Below are 21,953 nucleotides of genomic sequence, written 5' to 3' on the forward strand. Positions count from 1 at the left end.
TAGAAGGCTTATTCGATTTGTTTTAGCAAGACGCCAAAGTCTGAACGCCAGCCTTGGCAAGGCCACTACGTGCCAGACTGCGATCCAACACGAAGTGATAATAGTTCAAACGTGTTCCCCCATCGTCGAGCGCACCACCAAACGATCGGTTCTCGTCCAAGTAGATCAGCGGAACCGGCAACTCAACGATATTCAGGCCTGCTTTGGCAGCTTCCACCCACAGTTCTAAGGGCATCGCGTAACCGGTCTCGGTCACGTCGAGCTTGGCTAACGCTTCCACACGATACGCTTTGAAACCGCAAAACGCATCGGTCAACTGAAACCCCAGCAGGCGATTTAGCTCGGAGGTAACCCGCCGATTGATGAACAATCGCTGGGCCGGCGGTTCGCTCTGCCCTGGAAACTGCTTCAAATAGCGGCTTCCTGAGACGATATCCGCCGAACGGCATGCTTTAACGAACTTCGGAATCAACTGTGGCTCGTGCTGTCCATCGCAGTCCATCGTAACGATGACATCGAACTGGTGTTCACGAGCGTAGGCAAAAGCCGTTAGCAGGGCCGCCCCATAACCAGAGTTCTTTTCGTGCGTAACGATGATGATATCGTCCCGCTCCTCAAGCAGCTTCAAAGTGTCGTCGGTCGAGCCGTCGTTCACCACCAGCACCGGATGCCCATACCCCACAACCTGATCCAAAACCGCATGGATCGTTTGGGCTTCGTTGTACACAGGAAGGGCAATAAGAGCCTGCTCGGGTGATTTCATAAAGTTCGCCAATCGTGAACGAGATTAAATTCCGGTGTTAATTCGGTAACTATTGTGCAACCAAGTCAAATGAGGGGGCCATCTCTCGCCCTTCCTGTTTGGTTGTTAAGCCCACGACCAACGCCAGAAAAGCACCGCTAACTATTGTTACCACAAGGCGTTAGCTATACCACCCCGCCATGCGATGTGATCCTAATCGATTCAATCCCACGTGATTGGGGACACAATGTTCGTGGCAACAAAAGTTTGGATGCCGAATATTTCCGACGCGTTTCATAAAATCTTAAGCGAAGTGAATCGGATCGAGATCTTGCCGGCTGCACCAGACCTGGGGGGCGGGAAATGCCTTAGCCAAGACTGAAGCCAGCTTTTCGACGGCGAAACGTTCACTGGCATAGTGGCCTACCAAAATCAGAGCCACATTCTGGGCTTTTGCCTCTAGGCAGGTATGAAAGCTGGTCTCTCCTAAGATCAAGCAATCCAACTTCTTTTCAATCGCCGCCGAAAGGAGTTCTCCGGCCGAGCCACAACCAATAGCGATCGTTCGAATCTCGGACGTCGCCTTGCCGCCGATCTTGACCATCGCCGCTTTGGTCGCCTGTTTGGCGGTCTCGGCCACGACTGCCAGGGGTAATGCCCCTGCTTCCAAAGTTCCCCATCGCCCCGTCCCAACCTGGGATGTCGGACCAGAGACGCCTAGCAAATCGACCGGAACCAGTGGCTGAATATCGGCCAGGCCCATCGCGGTCGCCAGTTGAAAGTTAATACCTTCGGCGCAGGAATCGAATGCTGTGTGAGGACTGTAAACAGCGATATCGTGCTTGATTAGCTTCATCAACATCAGTCCCACGGTATCTTCCGAGGTGATCCGTTTGATCGCCCGAAAGGGCATTGGGTGATGCGTCACAATCAAATCCGCTTTCCCTTCAATCGCTTCCTCGACAACTTCCGGAGTGATCGTCAGGCAGGTGATTATTCCTTGAATGTCTTGCGTGCGGTCGCCGATCAGCAGGCCGACGTTGTCCCACGATTCGGCAAGTTGACTGGGGGCAAAGCGTTCGAGGAATTCACAAACTGTATTCAACTTCAGCGGTTCAGCCACAGGTCTCTTTCTGTTAGCGTGAGCAGGGAAACGAACGAAGTGTTCCTTAACAGACTACTAATCCTTCACTTCAACGCGATGGTTGAAAACCCGGGTACCGCCAATTTCTCGTAGACGCAACAACATTGTGGTTCCGACTAAGTCCTTGCCGTCTGGAATTCGATAAACGAGTGTGGCCCTTCCCAGGGCAAAGTTCATAACCCGTTGACGCATTTGTTTGCGTCCTGCTGCATAGAGCAAACAATCGAACGAGATCAACTCTTCCTGCAAATTATGCACCGTCGCTTCGACAATCAGGTCGCCCGTTTCTTCATCCAGCTCGGTCGTCGACTCGACTTGCATCATGCCTGAGCCAACTTGTATTTCGCGATAGACGCTGAATTCATATTCCTGGTCGGCGCTGATTTGAAAATCGATTCGCACCGGCTGCATGCCGCTTGAAGCATCCGCACGCAAAAGGATTTTGTAGGGAGAGTTAATCTCGCCTCCACGTGTCAATTTAAAACGAAGAATACTCGGGTTCACGTTCCACACGTCTGGCGAAACCAAACGAGCCACCCCACTGATCGCCGAAGGAAATGTATTCTTCACCGTCGCTTCGATTCGTTGCGTACGTCCAAAATCGCTTTCTAAACGAGCAGGATCAAACTTGAAAGCCAAACGCAATTTAGCCACCCCATCGTTTAGACCAATCAGAAAATGTGGAATGGGGCCTACCGGAATAACCTGTTTGTTGCCTTCCTTCTCAGGGGTCGACTCGCGTCCCCACAAGTCGATGATCTTGACGTCATCTCCCAGGTAAAGCGTTTCGGTTGTCTCGCGCGAGTTCCACACCAGCATGACCGTTCGTCCATCGCGCGAGAACACATGATTAGAACTTTTGCCAGGTAGTTGGATCTGGCCAAGATATTCTCTGCCAGAAATCAACCGGGCCGTCGTACGCCAAGGCAGTAGCAGTTCGGAAGGAGAACCATCTTCGTTCATCAGGCCATATTCTCGATCGAACGGCATCGAAATGAACGCTGCGTCAACTTGGTGAATCTTGGCCGCCACCATCTTCTCGACTAAATCACGGGCTCGTTCTTCGGTCGAATATTTCGATCGCGGCAATGGAAAGACGGTAGCAAAGCGAGTTGTCTGTCCCTGAGATTTATCGAGATAGGTGCCAAGTTCGTCCTTGGTCATTGGCAACAGCCCCTCTAACTCACCACTGGGTGGAAGAATCGAGTAGGCGAGAAAATCAAAAGGAGGCTTAGCTTCGCTAGGAGGAGCCGCCATCCAACGCCACGGAATGCCCAAGATAATGTCTTGGCCACTGGTACGAATCTCTTGGCGAATCTGGCGCAGCTTCTCGTCCAGGTTACGATAACCAACAAAGCTCACGTCGTTATCCGCCCCCAGTTGCCAGTAATGCACGGTAAGAGACAATCGCGTGAGAATCGGTTCAATATAAGGACGCCATAACAACGGCTCCGAAAAGACATTCGCCACCAGCATCGTTTCCTGCTCGCCAAACAAGCTCCGGATATCCGCAGGCGGCTTATCAATCACAGCCACCATGTTGATATGATGCTTATGCAAACGCTCGGCAAAGCGGGCAATGTTGTTGGCCCTTTCCAAGTCGTTATCGGCATACCATACCGGGAATTTGACCCAGCTAACCCCACCGGTGAGCAGCAAGTCGAACATACGCTGAAAGTCGAGTGGCTTCTCGCCGTTCGGCAGCGCCCATCCGAACTCGCCTCCTTCGGGGCTCACATCGCGCGAGACGACCGCCATGGTCATTACCCGGCGGTGCATCAAGCCCGAACTTCCCATCATGGTAGCGCGGACTTCATAGTAGCCGTTTTGCGTGATCGGTGGCTTCCAGGTGATGTCACCTGCGTAGCCAACATCCCAGTCCTTATCCTGGTAGGCCTTCTTTCCAAAAAGCTCCGAAATCTTCTCCGCTTTACGCGCAACCACTTTGGCATCGAGCCGGCTTTCGTGTCGAGCCAGGTTTTGCTGGCCAACGTCCACCAATTCAAAGATGATGGTCGGATCACGTTCCAAGATCCCCGAAACCTTGCAGTTCACTTGAATCGGCTGGTCGTTGTAGTAACAGTACCCGCCATCTGCCGTTTCCAAAGTCATTTTGGGTAGCCGGGCGAACCAGATGTCGTCGAATAACACCTCGCCAGTCAGATCTTCATCGACTTCATTCATCGGCCCAATATGCAAGCCAATCACCGCTAATTCGAGCCCTGCATTCTCTGGAGCAACCGGACCGATACGAATCTTCAGCCAGTCACCGGTCTCGCGAAATTTTTCCGAGTAGTACGTCTCAACCGGCTGCTGATTGTCATCGAAAAAAGTGAGCGAGATGTAGGCTTTGTCGTACTTCAAGCCCTTGGTTTTGATGCGGGCCTCTAAGACGTAGCTAAAGATGTCGCGGATTGCGATCGGAGGGCTATAGACCGTCGCCGCCCCCCCATCAAGCTTCATCAGCAGGGCCCGCTTCCCTTCGCTGGCTTCTTGCTCGGTGATCTCGATATCTACGTAACGCGGATAGCCTGGCCCGGTACGACGTGTCCATTGGTCAGGCCACAGATCGTAGTTAAGGTCGGTATCTTCCTCGAAATCGCAACGAAACAGTTCGAACGCCTCGGGATGTCGCTGGTCAATCGGCGCATCTTTCCAATCTGCGGCCAAGATCAACAAAGGTACCAGAGCGTAGGCAAACATAAGCTTCATGCAGGTGAAAGGTCAGAGCGATAGCGTGCCCGGCATACCAGGCCCGCTTAAATGTTGCTCACCCCATCGATATCGGGCGGCGCCCTTGCGGAAACCTCGATCCGCCACGACGATGAGAAGCGTAGCAATCGCTATAATCGCTATTTCATGTCCGATAACCGTTTCTTTCTAACGCAACCTCGACCGACTAACGCCCCATGATTCGACTCAGCGTACAACTTCGAAGCCTTCGCCTACCCTTTCGCCAGGCCCTGAAAACTGCCGGCGAGCTAGGTGCCGACGGAATTGAAATCGACCTGCGTAACGAACTCCGGCCTGAGGAACTGACACAAACCGGTATTCGCCACCTGAAGAAAATCCTGAGCGATTACAACCTGAAAATTGCATCGGTCCGCTTTCCGACCCGTCGCGGCTACAACGTCTTGGAAGATCTCGACCGCCGCGTGGCGGCAACCAAAGCGGCGATGAGTTCCGCCTACCAACTGGGCGCCAAGGTGCTTTGCAATCACATTGGCGGCATCGACGAAAACCTGGAGGCGGAAACCAATACGCGTCTCTTGGAAGTGCTGCACGATCTGGCCCGGCATGCCGACTCGTGCGGTGTCACGTTCGCGGCCACCACCGGCCAGGTCGACGGTCCGGTGCTCAAGGCGTTTCTCGATCAACTTCCTGAAGGCGCCTTAGGCATCGATTTCGACCCTGGAGCGTTGATCATCAACGGTTTCTCTGCGGAAGAGTCCTACCAGGCTTTGGCCAAGTATGTGGTTCACGTGCGAGGCAAAGATGGTGTGAAAGATTTGGCCCGTGGGCGGGGCATTGAAGTTCCGTTAGGGCGAGGCTCGGTCGACTTTCAAATGCTGATCGCCTTGCTGGAAGAGGCCCGTTATCAAGGCTACATCACCGTGCAGCGAGACCATCCAGAGAACCCCGTTCAGGAAGTAACCGACGGCTTGGCCTATTTGCGGAATATTCAGATTCCGTGATCTTATTTGGCGAAGCGTCTTTTCCGCGATACGATTGAGCATACCACGCCCAGGGGCACTCCCCTCATTACTGCCTGCATCCGCTCGAGGAGATTTCCATCATGTTTCGCTTGTTCCCGCTGCTTGTCTTTGGGGCTATCTTCGGTGCAATTCCCGCCCAGCTACAAGCCCAAGAGCCCAAGTCCGACCAAGCTCAAGCCAAGCTGTTTGAGAAGTTCGAACAAACGTTAAACAACGTCGCACTCGTCGGATCGTTCACCATTAGCGGCAAAGAGGACCAAGGAACCAAGCCCGAACGCTACGAAATCAGCAACGTTCGTAAGCTGGAAGAAGGAGACCTCTGGCTCATCAACGCCCGCATTAAATACGGTGACAAAGACACCAAAATCCCGATGCCGTTGGAAGTGAAATGGGCGGGTAAAACGCCGGTGATCACGCTCGACAACACTTCGATTCCAGGCCTCGGAACCTTCAGCGCCCACGTCGTGATCGATGGCGACAAGTACGCCGGAACGTGGACCCATGGCGAGGTGGGTGGATGTCTATTCGGTAAGATCGAGAAGCTCGAGGATTAGGCCCCGTTGCCGGACCACGCTTCGCAAGTGTCCGCTACGAGAGCGTGGTAAGACTCGCGATCGCCAAGGCTGCGGTTTCAACTCGCAGGATTCTCGGGCCTAGCGAGACAACATGACAACCAGCAGCGGCGGCCTTCTCCACTTCGGCGTCGCTTAAGCCCCCTTCTGGTCCGATGATCGCCAACACTTCCTCTTCATTCTGAATCGTTTCTAAACGCAACGGTTCGCCGCTGGGGTGCAGCACCAAGCAGCAAGCAGGCTTGGTGGCTAAAACTTGGTCTAGGGTTTGCCCTTCTCCGACTTCCATCAGGTGATTACGTTCGCACTGTTTGCTAGCCTCGATCACGGCTCGGCGTAAGCGTTCAATCGCTTTTTCCACCGGCTGGGCAACGCCACGTTCAGTAAGTAGCGGAATCAAACGGCTCACGCCTAGTTCGACTCCCTTTTCAACTAGCCAGCGTTGTCGGTCTCCTTTGGGCAATGCCACCGCCAACGTCAGCTTTCGGGCCGCTTCGCGCGAGACTTCCGCCTGGTGACGAACCGTACCAACGACCTTCTTCTTACCTACAGTGGTGAGCTCGATCTGATACTCGCTGCCAGTACCATCAAAACCAATCACGGTATCGCCAGGCTGAGCCCGCATTACCTTGGCAAGATGTTGGGATTCCGCTTCGGCGAACGTGACTTCGCTACCGCTGGGTGGTTGTTCCAGAAAAAATCGTTCAGACATACGGCTTTGCTGGCCAGAGATCAGGATTGCGTGAAGACTGCGGGCGGATTCTACCGAAACAAACTCGTGGCAGGAATGCCCTGCGCGCCAATGCTAGCACTGGTGCGGTATGCCAGCAGCCTTCAACTGATTGTCGCCCCGATGAGTCCTTTTTTCGAGAGCCCAGCCTATTTGGAAGCCGTCGCCCGGCTCGAGTACGCCTTAGAGCGTCACGATCGGGTTGCCATTTTGACGGGCGTTTTGGGCTGCGGCAAAACAACGCTGTTAGAAAAGTGGACCTCCACGCTCCGTCGTCGAGGGGCCGTTGTGGCCTATCTTCGCACCCCGGGCACCTTCGAACACGATTTCCTCTGGGAACTGGCTATTCAGCTGAAAGCCAATGTCGGACTGGCCACCACCCCGCCCGAACTTTGGTTCCAAATTCGCGAACAGCTAACCGCCTACGCGCTTGAGCAGCGGCAGATCGTGATCGTAGTCGACCATATCGAAGAAATTACCCGAGAAACGGCCGACGTGTTGCTGACTTTGGTCCGCCTGCACTGTGGCACGGACACCGAGGCCAGCCTGATTCTGTCGGTCGACTCGCAGCAGCTACAGACCTTTGATACGCGTCTTTTGAAGCTGGCCGACCTGAAAATCGAACTCGAAGCCTGGAATAGCGAAGATATCGCCCAGTACACGGCAGCCTATCAAGCCGCCCATCCGGAAGCCAATCTTTCGCTCGATTCAGCGGCAGTGGAAGCTGTCTCGCGGTATTCCGAGGGTCTGCCACGGGTGATCTCGCAAATCCTCGACCTTTCCCGCTTAGCGATGTCCGCAGAGGATTCCCCCACGGTTACCCCAGCCACGGTCGAGGCGATTCGGCAAGAACTTCTCTAACGAGCCTAACCCGCCAGACGCAACAACTTTTTTCTTTTCAACACGTTACGGCGCATAGAACACTTTCCGTCGCGAGAGAACTGGCCTGGATTCAAAGGAACATTCGGCTAAGATTGAGGGATTACACAAGCACTGCCATCTCTCCGGTTGAACTCAATGTCCAACGAAACCGGGTCCGCCAAGTCAACCTCGGACCAAGATCCCTTTGCTCCTGTTCCCCTTGACCTCAAGAATCCCTCCACGGCTGCTTTGCTAGCGTGGCTGATTCCTGGTGCCGGCCATTTGTATCAAGGACGTCGCGGCAAAGGAATTTTGTTTCTGGTCTGCATCCTCACGATCTACTTCCTCGGCTTGTCGATGGGAGGAGGTCGCGTGGTATATGCCAAATGGGATGACACGGAGAAACGACTTCCTTTAATCTGTCAGCTTGGCGTGGGCCTGCCCACTCTGCCTGCTTTAGCCCAGGCATTTTTTGTCAGTAACGGCAAGAAGCCGATCGAACTGTTTGGCATACGGCTAATGGCACCACCGCTCGACGCAGCTGAAAACGCGAGCTTGCATCGCAAGTACGGGTACCTCTTTGAAATGGGCACCCTCTACACCATGATTGCTGGCCTGCTGAACGTGCTGGTCATCTACGACGCCGCCGCTGGCCCCGTCTGGATGATCCCCGATTCCGAGAAAAAGAAACGTAAAAAGCAGGGGGACTCCGACGAGCCTGAGACCTCTTCCAACGGCAACACACCGCAAGCGGCTGCGAACGTTTCTGCTGGCTAAAGCAAATCGATACGAAAGAGTTTCATGGACAACCTAGCCCTTCTCGCGATGTTTCCTGGCTGGCACTTGGTGGTTTACGCGTTGCCGCTGATTACCGTGGTTAGCCTGGTTTACGGCGCTACTCGTCACGAAAGCTGGCCAGCAATCCTGAAGCATGCCTGGGACACGTTCGTTTGGATTGTCGGTTTTATGGGCGTGGTGTTTGTGGTTATTCTTCTGGCTGGTCTGTGGGGTTAGGTTCGCTCTTTGGAGCCAACCGCTTGTAATCGCCGTCTAGCCACAACGGGACATCGCTTTTGTAATACCGCGAGAAACGGCTCTCGCTCGGCCCGCCCGGCAAGTTGGTCCAAGCGACATCGGTTGCCATATCGGTAACAAAGTGGTAACTCGGCGCGAACGTTGACTCGCGCGTCGCCGTTTGCAGCACATGCCCCTGAAAGACCGTCGCATGGCAGCCGGGCATGGGATATTCAGGGCTATCAAACCCCAGCAATCTTCCGACACGCCCACCGCCGAAAAAACGGTCGGTGAAATGGAAGCTGTTGAATTGCCCCCAAGTCATCTCTTTCTCGCGCAAGGCCTTTTCACCTGCCGTGCGGATCATCTCTCCCTTGTCGCGTGTCTGCCACCACAACGAAAGATCCTTCTTCAAAATCTCGTCACAGGCCGCGATGATCATGCTCGAAAAGCCAACTCGCGTTACCAGATATAGCGTTCGTTTCGGCCCCATTCCCCGTTCGTGCCCGAAGATTTCTAGCAGCGTGTTACGATAAAACCGCTGAAACAACACCGCTTCAGTGCTATCGGGATCGAAACGATGGTCCCAATCTTTCAACTTATCCCGTATCGCTTGCGGAGCGTACGGCAACAAGATCGGCAAGATCTCGCGAGCCTGGAGACTGACCAAATCGTACTGCAGCGTTTGCATATCCTCGATCGAGACTTCGCGGGCCTGCTCTAACACTTCCACGATCCGCCGCTTGCGATAGTCGGGCAACGTCTGACTAACCAGCTTTGGCCGGTTCGCTTCGTTGATGTCTTCGTTGGCTGTCGCGATAAAACCGCATTCAGGATTGTAGATTCGGGGTAACTGATCAGCGGGTATCACGCCTTGCCAATGATTCCGCGCGTCCCAAGCCGCCACCGGCCCAAGCCCGGAGAAACCCGCTCGGCGCCGCGGAAACCGCCCGTTGCCTTGCATGCCGATGTTGCCGTACACATCCGATACCACCCAGCACAACGTCGGCTGCGGGCATCCCTTGGCAACGTCCAATGCTTCGGCAGCGTTCTCGGCAGAAATCATTTGCAACCATGAAGCAATCGCCATACCGGAACGGGGCTGCATGCCAGTCCATGCGAGGCTCAAGTAATAGCCGTCTCCCGACTCTTCTGGATCAACTTCTAGCGTTCCCTGCGGGTTCTCGAGCACCCGCATCATTGTCGCAGGCTTGCCCTTCGCTCCGATCACTTCGTCGCGGACCTGAAAATCGATCCAAGATTCATCCCGACGGTATTGCCACTTTCCTTCTGCATTCTTGCGGCAATCCTCTATAAAGAAGTCAGTCGTATCCCCTTTCATGTAGGTGACACCCCAACTCACTTTTTTCGTTCGTCCGACAGCAACAAGCGGGCAACCAGGCAACGTGGCGCCCATCACGTAGTTGTCTTGCCAGCGTAAGACGGCTTCATACCAGATCGCCGGTAGCCGGTTGGTTTCCAGATGAGGGTCCGACGACAAAATAGGGCTGCCACTTTTCGACAACCGCCCATTCACCACCCAAGCATTGCTACCTGCCAGACGGGGCAAGTCCATCAACACTTCCAGGGCTTCGTCTGACAGTTTCTTCACACCACGAGCTTGCCGCAAGATTTCAAAATCGACATGCTCTAACCGGTCTGGGAACAGCTCGCGTAATGCGGCCTCGTCACCGCCAGACTGAATGAGGGCGATCACGATCCGTTCGTTTTCCAACTGACTAACCGCCAGGCCGCCAAAGCTCAGCAAGTTGCCTATGTACAGGACCGAAGTCGGATCCCAAGCGGCCGCCTCGAAGCCAATCGCCCACATCGGCCAGGTATAGCCGGTCGCTTTCATGCCGTCGTTCACACCGGCACAGTAATGATCGACCTGACGCTGAACGTCCTCGGGCCAGTATTCCCGTTCGCGTGGCTGATTGCGATGCAGACCGATGCGGCGAAAAAATCGATCGGTTTCCAGCAATTCATCGCGGGCGGCAATCGATTCGGCCGCTTTGCCAGAAGCGATCGCCCTGGCAAATAGAATTTGTGTCAGCCGATCGGTTGCGTGCATGTAACCGAGGCCATATAACGCGTCATCCAGCGTAGTGGCGGTGATATGGGGAACCCCAGCCTCGTTACGCTCGATGGTGATATCTCTTGTTAACCGGGAGAATTCCATGTGGTTGTCGATCCCTGTCAGCTTACCCGGACGCATGTCAGGGAACTTCTTGAAACCTGACCTGCCCTACAATCATCGTAGCATGCGGACGCGCCCCGTTTGTGACTTCGGACAAAATGTGGCATCGTAGTGGGACATTCTCACCACTTACCATCGGCAGAATGAGGCGTACCAGGCCAGTCAAGCCTTGTCTGCTCGAACGATCATTTTCCCCTTAAATTGAAGCATTGATCACTTTGAACGATCCAGCGGACACTTCCCCACCGCCAGCAATCGCGTCGCAGCACCGACGGCACACGCTGCGCCAGTGGCTTACCGCTGCCAGCTTTGCCAGCCCCTGGCTGGTGGGACTCTTGGCATTGTTTGTTTACCCATTCTTGGTTTCGCTGTACTGGAGCTTCTGTCAGTACGACTTAATTAACCCGCCTCATCTGGTGGGATTGGCGAACTACCAACAACTGGGTAGCGAATTGGCCTCTGGGACCGGCATTGGTAAGGCCCTCTGGAATACCAGCTACTATGCCTGCATCTCAGTCCCATTGTCGATTGTGATCGGGGTTGGCTTGGCCTCGCTCCTTTCGTGCGAAATCCGGGGACAATCGATCTTTCGGACGTTGTTTTACCTCCCGTCGGTCATCCCCGTGGTGGCATCCAGCATTCTGTGGATGTGGCTCCTCAACCCCGCCGATGGTCTCGTAAATTCCATTCTCGGCTGGCTCGGCCTTTGGCAACCACAATGGTTTGCCTCGCCGGACGAGTTCTTTTCGCCACACACGTTCTCCGCTTCGGCCTGGCAAAACAATTCGGCTCCGGTCGGCTCGAAGGATGCCCTGATTTTGATGAGCCTGTGGGGTATGGGCAACTTCATGGTGATTTACCTGGCAGCAATCGGCGATATCCCCAAGTCGCTCTACGAAGCGGCCCGCATTGACGGGGCAGGCCCGCTTACAAGATTTTGGAACGTGACACTGCCGCTCCTCACGCCGATCATTTTCTTCAACTTAGTGATGGGGCTGATCCAATCGGTCCAGGCATTCACGCAAATTTATATCGTCAGCGAAGGACGTGGTGCGCCGGCTGACTCGACATTGATGCTCAGCCTGCATTTGTTTCTCAGTGCGTTTCAACACCTGGACATGGGCTACGCGTCGGCGGTGGCTTGGTTGCTGTTTGTGCTGCTGAGTCTCGCCACATGGTTCCTCTTCGCCACCTCGCGGCGTTGGGTTTACGAGGGGTTACGCTAATGCCAAACGCTTCCCTTCGTGGTTGGTTTGCCCCGATAATCCTCGGTGTGGCGGTGATTGGCCTTTTCGCTGCCCAAACCTACCTAAGATCAACCGAGCAAGCCCCGCCTGAAAACCGAGAAGAAGTGGTCTTTTGGCATTTTTGGGGCGGGGCCGACCGGGCTATCGTGGAAGAAGTTGCCCAGCGTTTCAACGCTTCGCAAAGCAAGTACTTTGTGCGTCCGATTGCGATGCCGGGGAACAACCTCGACCTGAAGTTCTTTCTTAGCGTGACCGGTGGCGATCCCCCTGACCTACTGAATATCGACGACCCGGTAATCGCCGATTGGGGACATCGCGGCGCGATCTTGGCGTTAGACGAAGTCGCCAGCGAAGAGGAAGTCGCTCGCTTATCCTCTTGGCTTTTCCCTGCCGCGCGGCGTTTGGTGACCTACCAAGACCGCATGTACGGCGTACCGAACGGCCTCGATATTCGGGCTTTGTACTTCAACCAAACGATGCTCGATCGCTACGGCCTTTCCCCTCCGCAGACCATTGCTGATCTCGATCACATCGCCGTCACGATCGCCCCGCCAGGCCAGAGCACACCCTACCAGCAGCATGGTTTTCTGCCTGATTCACGGCGAATTTGGGCCTGGGGCCCCGTATTTGGCGGGCAATTTTACGACGCGGCAACCGGCCAAGTCACACTAACCTCACCCCCGATCGAAGCCGCGCTCGACTGGATGGCCAGTTATCGCAATCGCTATGGACCTTCCGAGATCGCACGCTTTCGGCACGGCGATCAGTCGCTGCCCGGTAAGACCTTTCCGCTTTTCGCCGAACGGTATGCCGTGGTAATGGACGGCCAGTGGCGGGTTCGCGATATTCGGGCTTTTCAGAAGTCACAACAAGCAAAGAACGAACCCGTCACGCAGTTCGGAGTGGTTCCGCTTCCGCCTCCTGCGGGCGGAAAGCCAAACGCAGGCTGGGTGAACGGAAACAACTTTGTCATTCCCCGGGGTGCCAAAAGCCCACGTGGCGCCTGGGAGTTCATCAAGTTTTGGTGCGGGTTTGACGGTCACGAAACAGAGGCCGCACGTACATGCGTGGCAGGGGGGTGGATCCCTGTTTCTCCATCGGTTGTCAAGCAACCACAGTTCGCCCAGTTCCTGCAAGACGAGCCGCTGTTCCAAACGTTTATTGATCTGGCAGGCAGCGAGAATCAATATCCCGTGCCGGTGATTCCAGGGGCTCCCTTCTTCAACAACGAAGTGAAGAACGTTGCCGAGTCGGCCATGGCCAGCCCGACCAAGCCTAATATTCCGCAATTGCTGGAAGCAGCCCAAATCCGCATTCAATCGCACATCGATCGCGCAGGAAACCTATCAAGATGACTCGCCTGCAGAAATCGACCATCTACGCTCTCTTGATCTTCTTCGCGGCGATCTATAGCTTGCCACTTTTGGTGATGCTTTCTGGCTCGCTTAAGTCCCCCACGGAAATTCAGGCCGCCCCGAACCGCTTGCTGCCGGAAAGTTGGCACTGGGAGAATTACCTTACCGCCATCCAGTCGATGCCGTTCTGGCAGTACCTGACCAACACCCTCACGCTGTGCGTAGGAACCGTGGCAGGGACGGTAATCTCCTGTTCGATGGCCGCCTACGCATTCGCCAAGCTGAAATGGTGGGGGCGGGACAAGCTGTTTGCCGTGCTAATCGGAACGATGCTCCTTCCGTGGCACGTAACGATGATTCCACGGTTTTTGCTGCTCCGTGAGTTGGGCCTCTACAACACGCTGGGCGCATTGATTTTGCCGACGTTCCTGGGAGATGCCTTCTCGATCTTCCTGCTACGGCAGTTCTTTCGCACGATCCCGGAAGATATCAGCGAAGCGGCCCGGATCGATGGGCTTTCTGAGTGGGGCATCTTTTGGCGCGTGATCATGCCAATGTCCGTTCCGGCGCTGGTTACGGTGGGCTTGTTTCAATTCGTTGCGGCCTGGAACGACTTCAGCGGGCCACTACTATTCCTCAGCAACAAGGACCGCTTCCCCTTGGCCTATGGGCTCGAACAGTTCGTCAGCTCGTACGCCGATCAAACGCATTTGCTGCTGGCCGCCGCTACGCTTTTCACGCTGCCGATTGTGGTGCTATTCTTCTTCGCGCAGAAAACGTTCCTCAAGGGAATCGCCACGACGGGCCTAAAAGACTAGTGCTCAGCCTAATTGCCGCAGACCAGGGGCATACATCCGCTATTTGCGTAGCTGGGAAAGCACACCAGCGCAGACGATCGTGCGGCAGACAGAACAACTTGCGATCGGCGCACAACCAAAGAGGCTGTCGTCAATATTTGAGGCGACAGCTTATAGGCAGAAGCAGGAAAACTGGGAGCACGCCAACAAAAGGCATGCTCCCGTCAGATTACTTCTTGCGATGACGGATCTTTGCACGCATACGGCGTTTTTTACGTCCAACTTTGCGTCGACCCTTACCGGTTTTCTTCGTTCCCACGAAATTCTCCGTATCGCTTCGGCTGTCAATGTATAAAGGAAATCCCCTTTAGCAACCTGTTGATTTTCTCAAATCGGTTACGTTATTGCGATCAAGTCGATTGCGGCGTTGTGTATTCCTCGACATATCTATTAGATATGTCTGCAAATCACGCCTCGATCTCAATCACTCGCTACCGAAGTAGAAATTCAACAGGATGCTAGTGAGGAAATTAATTCAGGTGGAAACGTCGCATTCTACCAGAGTCGACCACAAGTTGGCAAGGAACCTATCACCCGAATCCCGCAGCCAGCTGACAAACCAATCTCCCCAGGCCTTCCAACCATCATTCTGTGTGGCGGCCGAGGACGAACAGCTTGATCAAAAGGGGCAGAATAATCAGGTTCCCCCCCAGCGCTCCCAGCATGGTCAACCCAACCAGCACACCGAAGTAAATCGTTGGAACGAAATCACTAACGCACAGCACGCTAAACCCGGCGATCAGGGCAAAGGTAGAAAAGATGACCGCTTTCCCCACGCTTTGTTGCACCTCGACCAACGCTTTCCCCGGCGAGTTTCCGCCTCGGATACTACGTTGAAACCCATAGATATAGTGAATCGAAGCGTCGACGCCTAACCCCATGGAAACGGCCGCGATCATGGCCGCTCCCATGTTAATCTTGTAACCGAACAGCCCGAACGCGCCGGTCACCATCAGAATGGGAAGAATATTGGGGACCAGGGCCAACAAGGCCAGCTTTAAACTACGGAAGGCCACCGTCATCGTGATGCCAATCCCCATGATCGCCAAACCGAACGAACGCCACTGATCGCGGACCAGGCTATCGATCAAGTGTGTCAACAACACGAAGAACCCGCTGACGATTGGTGGTTCGGCGGGTGGCTGATCCGCTTCTGCTTCCTCTGCCTTGGCGGCGGAGTACTCCGCCACGATCTGACGCACTCGTTCAATCGTTTCCTGCTTAACCTGGGCGTCTTGCCGCTCTTTCGACAACAACATGATCCGAAACCAATGCTCGTCTGGATTGGCAGGATCTTGGGCATAAAGAGACTTCATGGTCTCTGGCATCTGTTCGTTGAGCGATGAAATTCCAATACGAATCGTGGTGTTCTTCAAAATAGCCATCCGCTGATTCTTGATCGCCGGCGGGAGGGTCGCGTTGATCACATCTGCGAGGCTCAGCACCTTGGACAACTCTGGCACTTCTTTGCGCAAGCGATTTTCGAGCCGCAGCACTTCCCGAACGTAGCTCCAATCGACGCTGGCCGGGGCAGGGATTGCCACGTCCCACACGCCAGCTCCCCCTAAGCGATCTTCGACATACGAATAAGCTTGCACAATTGGCGTTGCTTCGCGAAAGTTCTTGGTAAAGTCGCTTTCAACTTCTAAGTGAGCAGCTCCCCACAGCGACACACCAAAGGCCAACACAATCAGCAGGCCAATCCAGACAGGACGCTTCACAATCGCATCAACCGTCCTCGAAAGTCCTTGTCCCAGCTTTTCGTCCCCCCAGGGCTTGGCCGGATCGACACCCCAGGGGCTACCAATTAGCACCAAGCCAGGCAAGAAAACCAATACGGCCGGAAGTACCAACATCGCGCCGACGGCCATCATAATGCCGAAATCATGAACCGGGCCAACACTGGTGATCAACAACGCCGAGAAGCCGACGGCATCGGTCGCACACGCCCAGAAAACCGGGGCCAGCAAATAACGAGCAGCGGAAGCCAACGCGACCGGTGGGGGCTCGCCTTCGTCGCGGTATTGGCGGAATCGCAGAATGTAATGCACCACGGTCGCTACCCCGATGACGGTGACAATCGCCGTCAACATCGAGCTGACCATACTTAGCTGCAGCCCACTGATGGCCAACGCAGCGTGCGTCCAATAGAGCGTTACTTGCACAACAACAATTGCGATCACCACCCACCGCAAGCTGCGAAACACAAGCAAGATCACGCACGCCAGCAGCAAAGAGGTCGCCCAGCCTAAGCGATTGCCATCTTCTTCGACATATCGGAAACCATCGACAACCATGACCGGTTCGCCGGTAATCATGCCATTGGGCAGCTTCTCGAAGATCGTTCGCAGCTTTTCAATCAATTCTACCCGGCTGACTTGCGTCTCGCTTTTGGGTGTCAATTGAATTGGCAACGCGACGATTGTGCCTGCTTTGTTGTGCGTATAGCCGGCGAACAGATCTTTGATCTCAAGGCCAGCGGCCGAATCAGGGTCGAGCACAAACTCGCGAATGATTTCTCGATCGAGCGAAAGGACTTCTCGTACTCCCTCCTGAGCTTCGATCTCGTTTCGCACTTTTTCGAGGCGGTTCACCCCACTTCCATCGAGATTGAAGAGTTGATCGTCTTCATAGACGCCAAGCACGACCTCGTTGCCGCCAAAGATACGGTTGAAGCGTTCAAACGACTCGATCAAAGGATCGTCCGCAGCGAACATATTTTCGATCGAACGATCGAATTTCAGCCCCTGCCCAAGGTAAACGGCCCCTGCCGCCAGCGCGATACCAATCGCCAACAAGGGCCAGCGAAGAGCAATCCAGGTTTCAAACAGTTTTTTCACCGCGCGTCCTTGCCAAAAGGCAGTCATCGTCAGTTCAGGGCGACGTCTGTTATATTCTACGAAGTCCCACTATTCGTACGACCCTGCTTCTTTTAACCGGCTGCCACGATGGATTCACCCAGTAATCCCCCCACCGATTCGTCGCGCGGCACCTCTGTCTGGCTAGACTGGCAGTGGTATGCCGTATTGCTGATCGCGCTGCTCATTCGTGGAGGTTTAGGATACGTCCAACTAGATAGCCTGCAGGACGATCCCGATAGTTACCGGAAGCTGGCGCAGAACATTCGCCTGATTCACTCGTTTACCTTCCACGATCCGGCCGAGCCGACCGCGTTTCGTCCCCCGCTATACCCCCTCCTTCTAGCAGTAACCAGCCCTTCGCAAGATGCTTTGCCGATGGAAGTATTGGTGCTGCATGTGGCTTTGGGCTTAATTACGGTCGGCCTGACCTTTTATTGGGCGCGATGCCTCGGTTTAGCGCGTTGGCGCAGCTTGGCGGCCTTGTTAGTGGCTGTCGACCCAATCTTGTTGAACCAGGCCACACTTGTCATGACCGAAACGCTGGCAACCTGTCTGGCAATATTAGCCCTTGTCGCAATTTCATCCTTAGCGACAACCGCCGAGGAAGAAGACAAAGAGAAATTCAGCAGCAACCTTACCATTCGAGCTGCGAACGTGGCTGGAGCGGTTGCGTTGGCTATTTATTGCCGACCAACATTTTTGGTGTGGGCCGCCTTGCTTCCCCTGGCGATCGCCGTGGGTCTAAAGACATGGAAGCACCGAGGTATAGCAATCGCGGCGTACGGCTTGATGCTGATCTTTCTGCTTTCCCCCTGGGTGGCCCGCAATTGGCTTGTTTTTGAAGCCCCCGTCCTAGGCACCACCCACGGAGGGCACACGCTTCTGTGGGGAAACAACGAATCGTATTACGAATACCTCCGCTCGGGGACGACGCTCGTTTGGGAGAACGATGCATTTCATGAAGGCTTCAACCAGCGGCACCCCTATCAACACACATCCGCTAGCGAACTCGCTCGCGACCGAAGCGCCTATGCGGAAGCAGCTGCTAGCATGCGAGCCAATCCAGCGATGGCGGCCTACAGCTGCCTGGTCCGGCTTTCCATGTTCTGGCGTCCGCTGCCTCATGCCCTTTCTGCGGAAGAAAGCCCCAAGCTAACTGCACTCCGTTATGCAATTGGGGCTTGGTACAGCCTGCAATTTGCTTTGGTACTGGTTGGCTTGGTCACTCTAGGCCGCAAACTAATGCAGCCAAGCTGGTTAGCAGGCCTGCTGTTGATGGCCAGTTTCACGCTGGTTCATCTCTTCTTTTGGAGCAATATGCGCATGCGTTCGCCCCTGGTGCCGGTTCTGGTGGTGCTAGCATGTGCTGGCATCGATTGGATTTTTCGAAGCCTATGGAAGCGTTAATCGGGCGGAAGTTGGCTTGCTCTGGTCTGGCCGCATCCCTATAATCCGCCCCGCTTTAACAGCCTGGGCTGCGTCCACTAACTCGCATGTGGCCTAGGAATTACGTCCTTCAGAGTCGATCGGCAAGGAAGCCAAGACCCTGTTTCCCCCTCATAGGAAAAGTCCGAAGACGCGTTCAGCCGAAGCTGTTCGCGGTATGACGTGCTGGTCGCGTGCGCTGAAGATGTGCGCGGTCTGGTTACTCCTATTCGGCTTTCAGGGGGCTGCTTCTGCAGAAATTCATCTACCAAAATCGGATTCAACGCGTCCGATTACCATCACGGCCAAAGATGCCCGCCACTGGCAGGAAGGCACGCAAGAGGTTTGGGTGCTGCGTGGTGATTGCCGAATCGTGCAAGGCAACACCATCGCCAAAGGGCAAGACGCAGTGCTGTGGATCGATTACGCTCAGCCGTTCCGCCTAGTACCTCATAAGGTAACGATCTATCTCGAGAACGAAGTCTACGTGAACTACCTCGATACCGAGGGAGGCACGGCGATCTTCGAAGGGGCAAGCTGGCTGGGCCAGATGTTCACCACCTCGCGTCTGGAACTGCCGGACGATACCACCAAAGCCCCGCCTCCGGTGGCCCCGGCAATTTACCATCGTGGTCGCAACGCACAACCGCTGGATGCTGGCTATGCCCCTCCACGCCAAGAGATCGCGCCGATTCAACAAATTCAATACGACGCCGGAGAGCCCCTTCCGCCAGCTATTTCGGTCGAACCACAAACGATCAAGATTTGGTTTCGCAATCGCTATTCAAACGGCTTCAATTCCAAGATCGAGAAAGACCCCAACACGGGCGAGACCATCGGTGTGATCGAGTCTGGCATCTTAGTCTTGGTGGAAGGTGTGGGTGATCTCGAGACGATTAGCCTGATGGCCGACCGAGCGATTGTTTGGTCGAAGAGCGACATTCCAGAACTTCAAGGAGGTGGTTCCTCTGGAGGTGACAAGGATTACGAATTCTACCTGGAAGGCAACGTCATCTTCCGCCAAGGAGAACAGGTCGTCTACGCGGAACGGATGTACTACAACGTCGCCGAAGAATACGGCACGATCCTCAACGCCGAGATGTTGACCCCGGTGCCTGAGTACCAAGGGCTGGTTCGCTTAAAAGCCGAAGTGCTACAGCGTGTCAATCGAGATCACTATCAGGCGTACGGTGCTGCCCTGACAACTAGCCGCATGGGCGTGCCAAGGTATTGGTTTCAATCGAATCAGATTGAATACACCGACCAGCAAACGACGATCGTCAATCCAGTAACTGGCGAAGCGCAGATCGATCCAATCACCGGCCAGCCGATGATTGACCATAAACGCCTGGCCACATCGCGGAATAACACGCTTTATATGGGTGGCGTTCCAGTGTTCTACTGGCCCGTTCTCGCAGCGGATGTGAATGACCCGGTCTTTTATTTGAACAAGATCAGCTTTCGCAATGACCAAATCTTCGGATTCCAGACCCTAACCGAATGGGACAACTACGAGATCTTCGGAATAGACGAACCGTGGGAGGGAACCGAATGGACGACCGACCTCGACTACTTATCTTATCGTGGCTTCGGATTCGGCACCGTTTTTCGTTTCAACGACACCTATTTCCCCTACTTCAACAACCCAGCCACTGGGTTCCTGGATGCATGGGCGATTCACGATAGCGGGATCGATAACCTGGGTGCCGACCGACGCTATCTCCCCCCAGAAACCGACTTCCGTGGCCGCGTCTGGGGCCGACATCGCCAGATGACGTTCGGTGATTTCCAGTTCACCGGCGAGCTAGGTTTGATCTCGGACCGCAACTTCCTGGAATCGTTCTACGAAAAAGATTACGACCAGCAAAAAGACTTCGACACCTCGTTCGAGTTGAAGAAGCTGATGGACAATAAGAGCTTGAATATCTACGGCTCGACGCGCGTCAACAACTTCTTCATGCAGACCGAGTGGATGCCTAAGGTCGACTACTACGTCTTAGGTGAACCCCTCCTGTTTGAACGGCTGACGTATTCTTCGCACTCGACCGCCGGCTATGCTCGCCTGCGCAAGGCAGCCACGCCAACCGACCCGGAAGACTTGGCCAAGTTTACACTGCTGCCTTACGAAGCAGACGTGGAAGGAGTGGTTGCAACCAGCCGACACGAGATCGATATGCCAATGGAAGTGATGGGGGCCAAGGTAACCCCGTATGTTCTGGGCGAAGTCGGTTACTGGGGACAAGACATCAACGGCAACGATCTGCTGCGTGGTTACGCCCAAGGGGGTATTCGCGGCAGTATCATGGCTTGGAGCGTGAATCGCAACATTCAAAGCCAACTCCTTAACTTGAACGGAGTTGCTCACAAGATCACCCTTTACGGCGACTTCTCGTACTCCGATTCAAGCCAAGACCTGTATCGCTTCGCCATGTACAACAGCTTGAACGACGATGCCCAGGAACAGTTCCAGCGTCGTTTCCTGTTCAACACGTACGGCTTGATGGCGGGCCAAGCGGTGCCCCTTCAAGTTGATCCACGTTCCTATGCCCTGCGTTCGAACCAGCAAGGTCAGGTGACCTCGCCAGTTACCGAAATCGCCGACGATTTAACCGCTGGCCGTTTAGAACTCCGCCAAGTTTGGCAAACCAAACGAGGCGGTCCTGGCAACGAGAAGATCATCGATTGGATCTCGCTCGACGTGGGAGGCACCATTTTCCCCGATGCCGACCGAGATAACTTTGGCGAGACCCTTGGGCTGCTGAACTACGACTTCAACTGGCAGATCGGCAACAGCCTGAGCGTATTCTCGAACGCCTATTGGGATTTGTTCGACGACGGCGTACAAACGATCACCATCGGTACTTCGATCAACCGGACCCAAATCGGTAACTTTTACCTCAGCTACACGAACACGATCCAACCATTCCAGAGCCAACTCATTATTGCCTCGATGCAGTATCGCTTGAGCGAGAAATGGTACAGCGGTCTGGGCACGGCATACGACCTGAACCAAAACACGAACCTAGGTCAGAACGTCTTTTTGACCCGCATTGGCGAGTCTGGCCTGTTGACGTTTAACTTCAACCTCAACAACAGTCGTAACAACGTCGGCTTTGGCATCAACTTCGAGCCACGCTTCTTCGCCTCAGGACAATACAGCAAGATCAACGGTCAGCCGTTATTGCCCCTCGGCGCCCAAGGGCTTGAATAACCCAGCCAGACAGGGAAG

Annotated in this window: 16 protein-coding genes; 10 read left to right on the plus strand and 6 right to left on the minus strand. The window is 54.7% G+C overall.

The genetic code is table 11. The features are described 5' to 3' along the window. Positions 1 to 22: 22 nt before the first annotated feature. From DTL42_RS24225 to DTL42_RS24235, 3 genes are all read right to left on the minus strand, one after another. Positions 23 to 763: a glycosyltransferase family 2 protein gene (locus DTL42_RS24225; RefSeq protein ID WP_114373165.1), complete on the minus strand. Its 741-nt coding sequence runs from the start codon at positions 761 to 763 to the stop codon at positions 23 to 25. A gap of 283 nt (positions 764 to 1,046) precedes the next feature. Beyond that, the gene (locus tag DTL42_RS24230; protein WP_114373167.1) at positions 1,047 to 1,865 is read right to left on the minus strand and encodes a Nif3-like dinuclear metal center hexameric protein; all 819 of its coding nucleotides are present in this window, start codon (positions 1,863 to 1,865) and stop codon (positions 1,047 to 1,049) included. Between the two features lie 57 nt (positions 1,866 to 1,922). Further along, the gene (locus tag DTL42_RS24235; protein ID WP_114373170.1) at positions 1,923 to 4,589 is read right to left on the minus strand and encodes a hypothetical protein; all 2,667 of its coding nucleotides are present in this window, start codon (positions 4,587 to 4,589) and stop codon (positions 1,923 to 1,925) included. A gap of 206 nt (positions 4,590 to 4,795) precedes the next feature. On the opposite strand from DTL42_RS24235, the gene DTL42_RS24240 reads away from it, so the two are divergent. After that, positions 4,796 to 5,581, plus strand: a complete 786-nt coding sequence (locus DTL42_RS24240; RefSeq protein WP_114373172.1) for a sugar phosphate isomerase/epimerase family protein — start codon at positions 4,796 to 4,798, stop codon at positions 5,579 to 5,581. A 101-nt stretch (positions 5,582 to 5,682) separates the two neighbouring features. Further along, complete coding sequence (locus tag DTL42_RS24245) at positions 5,683 to 6,156, plus strand: hypothetical protein (protein ID WP_114373174.1); 474 nt, start codon at positions 5,683 to 5,685, stop codon at positions 6,154 to 6,156. A 34-nt stretch (positions 6,157 to 6,190) separates the two neighbouring features. Here the strand turns inward: DTL42_RS24245 and DTL42_RS24250 are convergent, their stop codons facing one another. Then, entirely contained in the window at positions 6,191 to 6,886 is a 696-nt protein-coding gene (locus DTL42_RS24250; RefSeq protein ID WP_114373176.1) for a 16S rRNA (uracil(1498)-N(3))-methyltransferase, read from the minus strand. A gap of 90 nt (positions 6,887 to 6,976) precedes the next feature. Here DTL42_RS24250 and DTL42_RS24255 point away from each other — a divergent pair, with 90 nt between their 5' ends. From DTL42_RS24255 to DTL42_RS24265, 3 genes are all read left to right on the plus strand, one after another. Then, positions 6,977 to 7,765 carry an ATP-binding protein gene (locus DTL42_RS24255; RefSeq protein WP_158545534.1) on the plus strand — a complete coding sequence of 263 codons (789 nt, stop codon included), beginning with the start codon at positions 6,977 to 6,979 and terminating at the stop codon, positions 7,763 to 7,765. Positions 7,766 to 7,921: 156 nt separating this feature from the next. Continuing rightward, positions 7,922 to 8,542, plus strand: a complete 621-nt coding sequence (locus DTL42_RS24260; protein WP_114373180.1) for a DUF6677 family protein — start codon at positions 7,922 to 7,924, stop codon at positions 8,540 to 8,542. 24 nt (positions 8,543 to 8,566) lie between these two features. Further along, positions 8,567 to 8,779 (plus strand): hypothetical protein, encoded by a 213-nt coding sequence (locus DTL42_RS24265; RefSeq protein ID WP_114373182.1) that lies wholly within the window; start codon positions 8,567 to 8,569, stop codon positions 8,777 to 8,779. On the opposite strand, the gene DTL42_RS24270 is transcribed toward DTL42_RS24265, so the two are convergent. Further along, the gene (locus tag DTL42_RS24270) at positions 8,751 to 10,997 is read right to left on the minus strand and encodes a penicillin acylase family protein (protein WP_114373184.1); all 2,247 of its coding nucleotides are present in this window, start codon (positions 10,995 to 10,997) and stop codon (positions 8,751 to 8,753) included. The genes DTL42_RS24265 and DTL42_RS24270 overlap by 29 nt on opposite strands. Before the next feature lie 200 nt (positions 10,998 to 11,197). Here DTL42_RS24270 and DTL42_RS24275 point away from each other — a divergent pair, with 200 nt between their 5' ends. From DTL42_RS24275 to DTL42_RS24285, 3 genes are read left to right on the plus strand one after another with little or no spacing between them, the layout of a single operon-like run. Further along, positions 11,198 to 12,205, plus strand: coding sequence for a carbohydrate ABC transporter permease (locus tag DTL42_RS24275; protein ID WP_234824352.1), 1,008 nt, complete (start codon positions 11,198 to 11,200; stop codon positions 12,203 to 12,205). After that, entirely contained in the window at positions 12,205 to 13,581 is a 1,377-nt protein-coding gene (locus DTL42_RS24280) for an extracellular solute-binding protein (protein WP_158545535.1), read from the plus strand. The genes DTL42_RS24275 and DTL42_RS24280 overlap by 1 nt, the downstream gene beginning before the upstream one ends. Continuing rightward, positions 13,578 to 14,399: a carbohydrate ABC transporter permease gene (locus tag DTL42_RS24285; protein ID WP_114373188.1), complete on the plus strand. Its 822-nt coding sequence runs from the start codon at positions 13,578 to 13,580 to the stop codon at positions 14,397 to 14,399. The genes DTL42_RS24280 and DTL42_RS24285 overlap by 4 nt, the downstream gene beginning before the upstream one ends. A 623-nt stretch (positions 14,400 to 15,022) precedes the next feature. On the opposite strand, the gene DTL42_RS24295 is transcribed toward DTL42_RS24285, so the two are convergent. Next, the gene (locus DTL42_RS24295) at positions 15,023 to 17,278 is read right to left on the minus strand and encodes an efflux RND transporter permease subunit (RefSeq protein WP_158545536.1); all 2,256 of its coding nucleotides are present in this window, start codon (positions 17,276 to 17,278) and stop codon (positions 15,023 to 15,025) included. Positions 17,279 to 17,386: 108 nt separating this feature from the next. On the opposite strand from DTL42_RS24295, the gene DTL42_RS24300 reads away from it, so the two are divergent. Both DTL42_RS24300 and DTL42_RS24305 read left to right on the plus strand, forming a co-directional pair. Then, positions 17,387 to 18,706 carry a hypothetical protein gene (locus DTL42_RS24300; protein WP_114373195.1) on the plus strand — a complete coding sequence of 440 codons (1,320 nt, stop codon included), beginning with the start codon at positions 17,387 to 17,389 and terminating at the stop codon, positions 18,704 to 18,706. A gap of 196 nt (positions 18,707 to 18,902) precedes the next feature. Then, on the plus strand, positions 18,903 to 21,935 hold the full coding sequence (locus DTL42_RS24305) for an organic solvent tolerance protein OstA (protein WP_114373197.1): 3,033 nt from the start codon (positions 18,903 to 18,905) through the stop codon (positions 21,933 to 21,935). Positions 21,936 to 21,953: the final 18 nt, after the last annotated feature.

It is taken from the genome of Bremerella cremea, assembly GCF_003335505.1.
GTDB lineage: Bacteria > Planctomycetota > Planctomycetia > Pirellulales > Pirellulaceae > Bremerella > Bremerella cremea_A.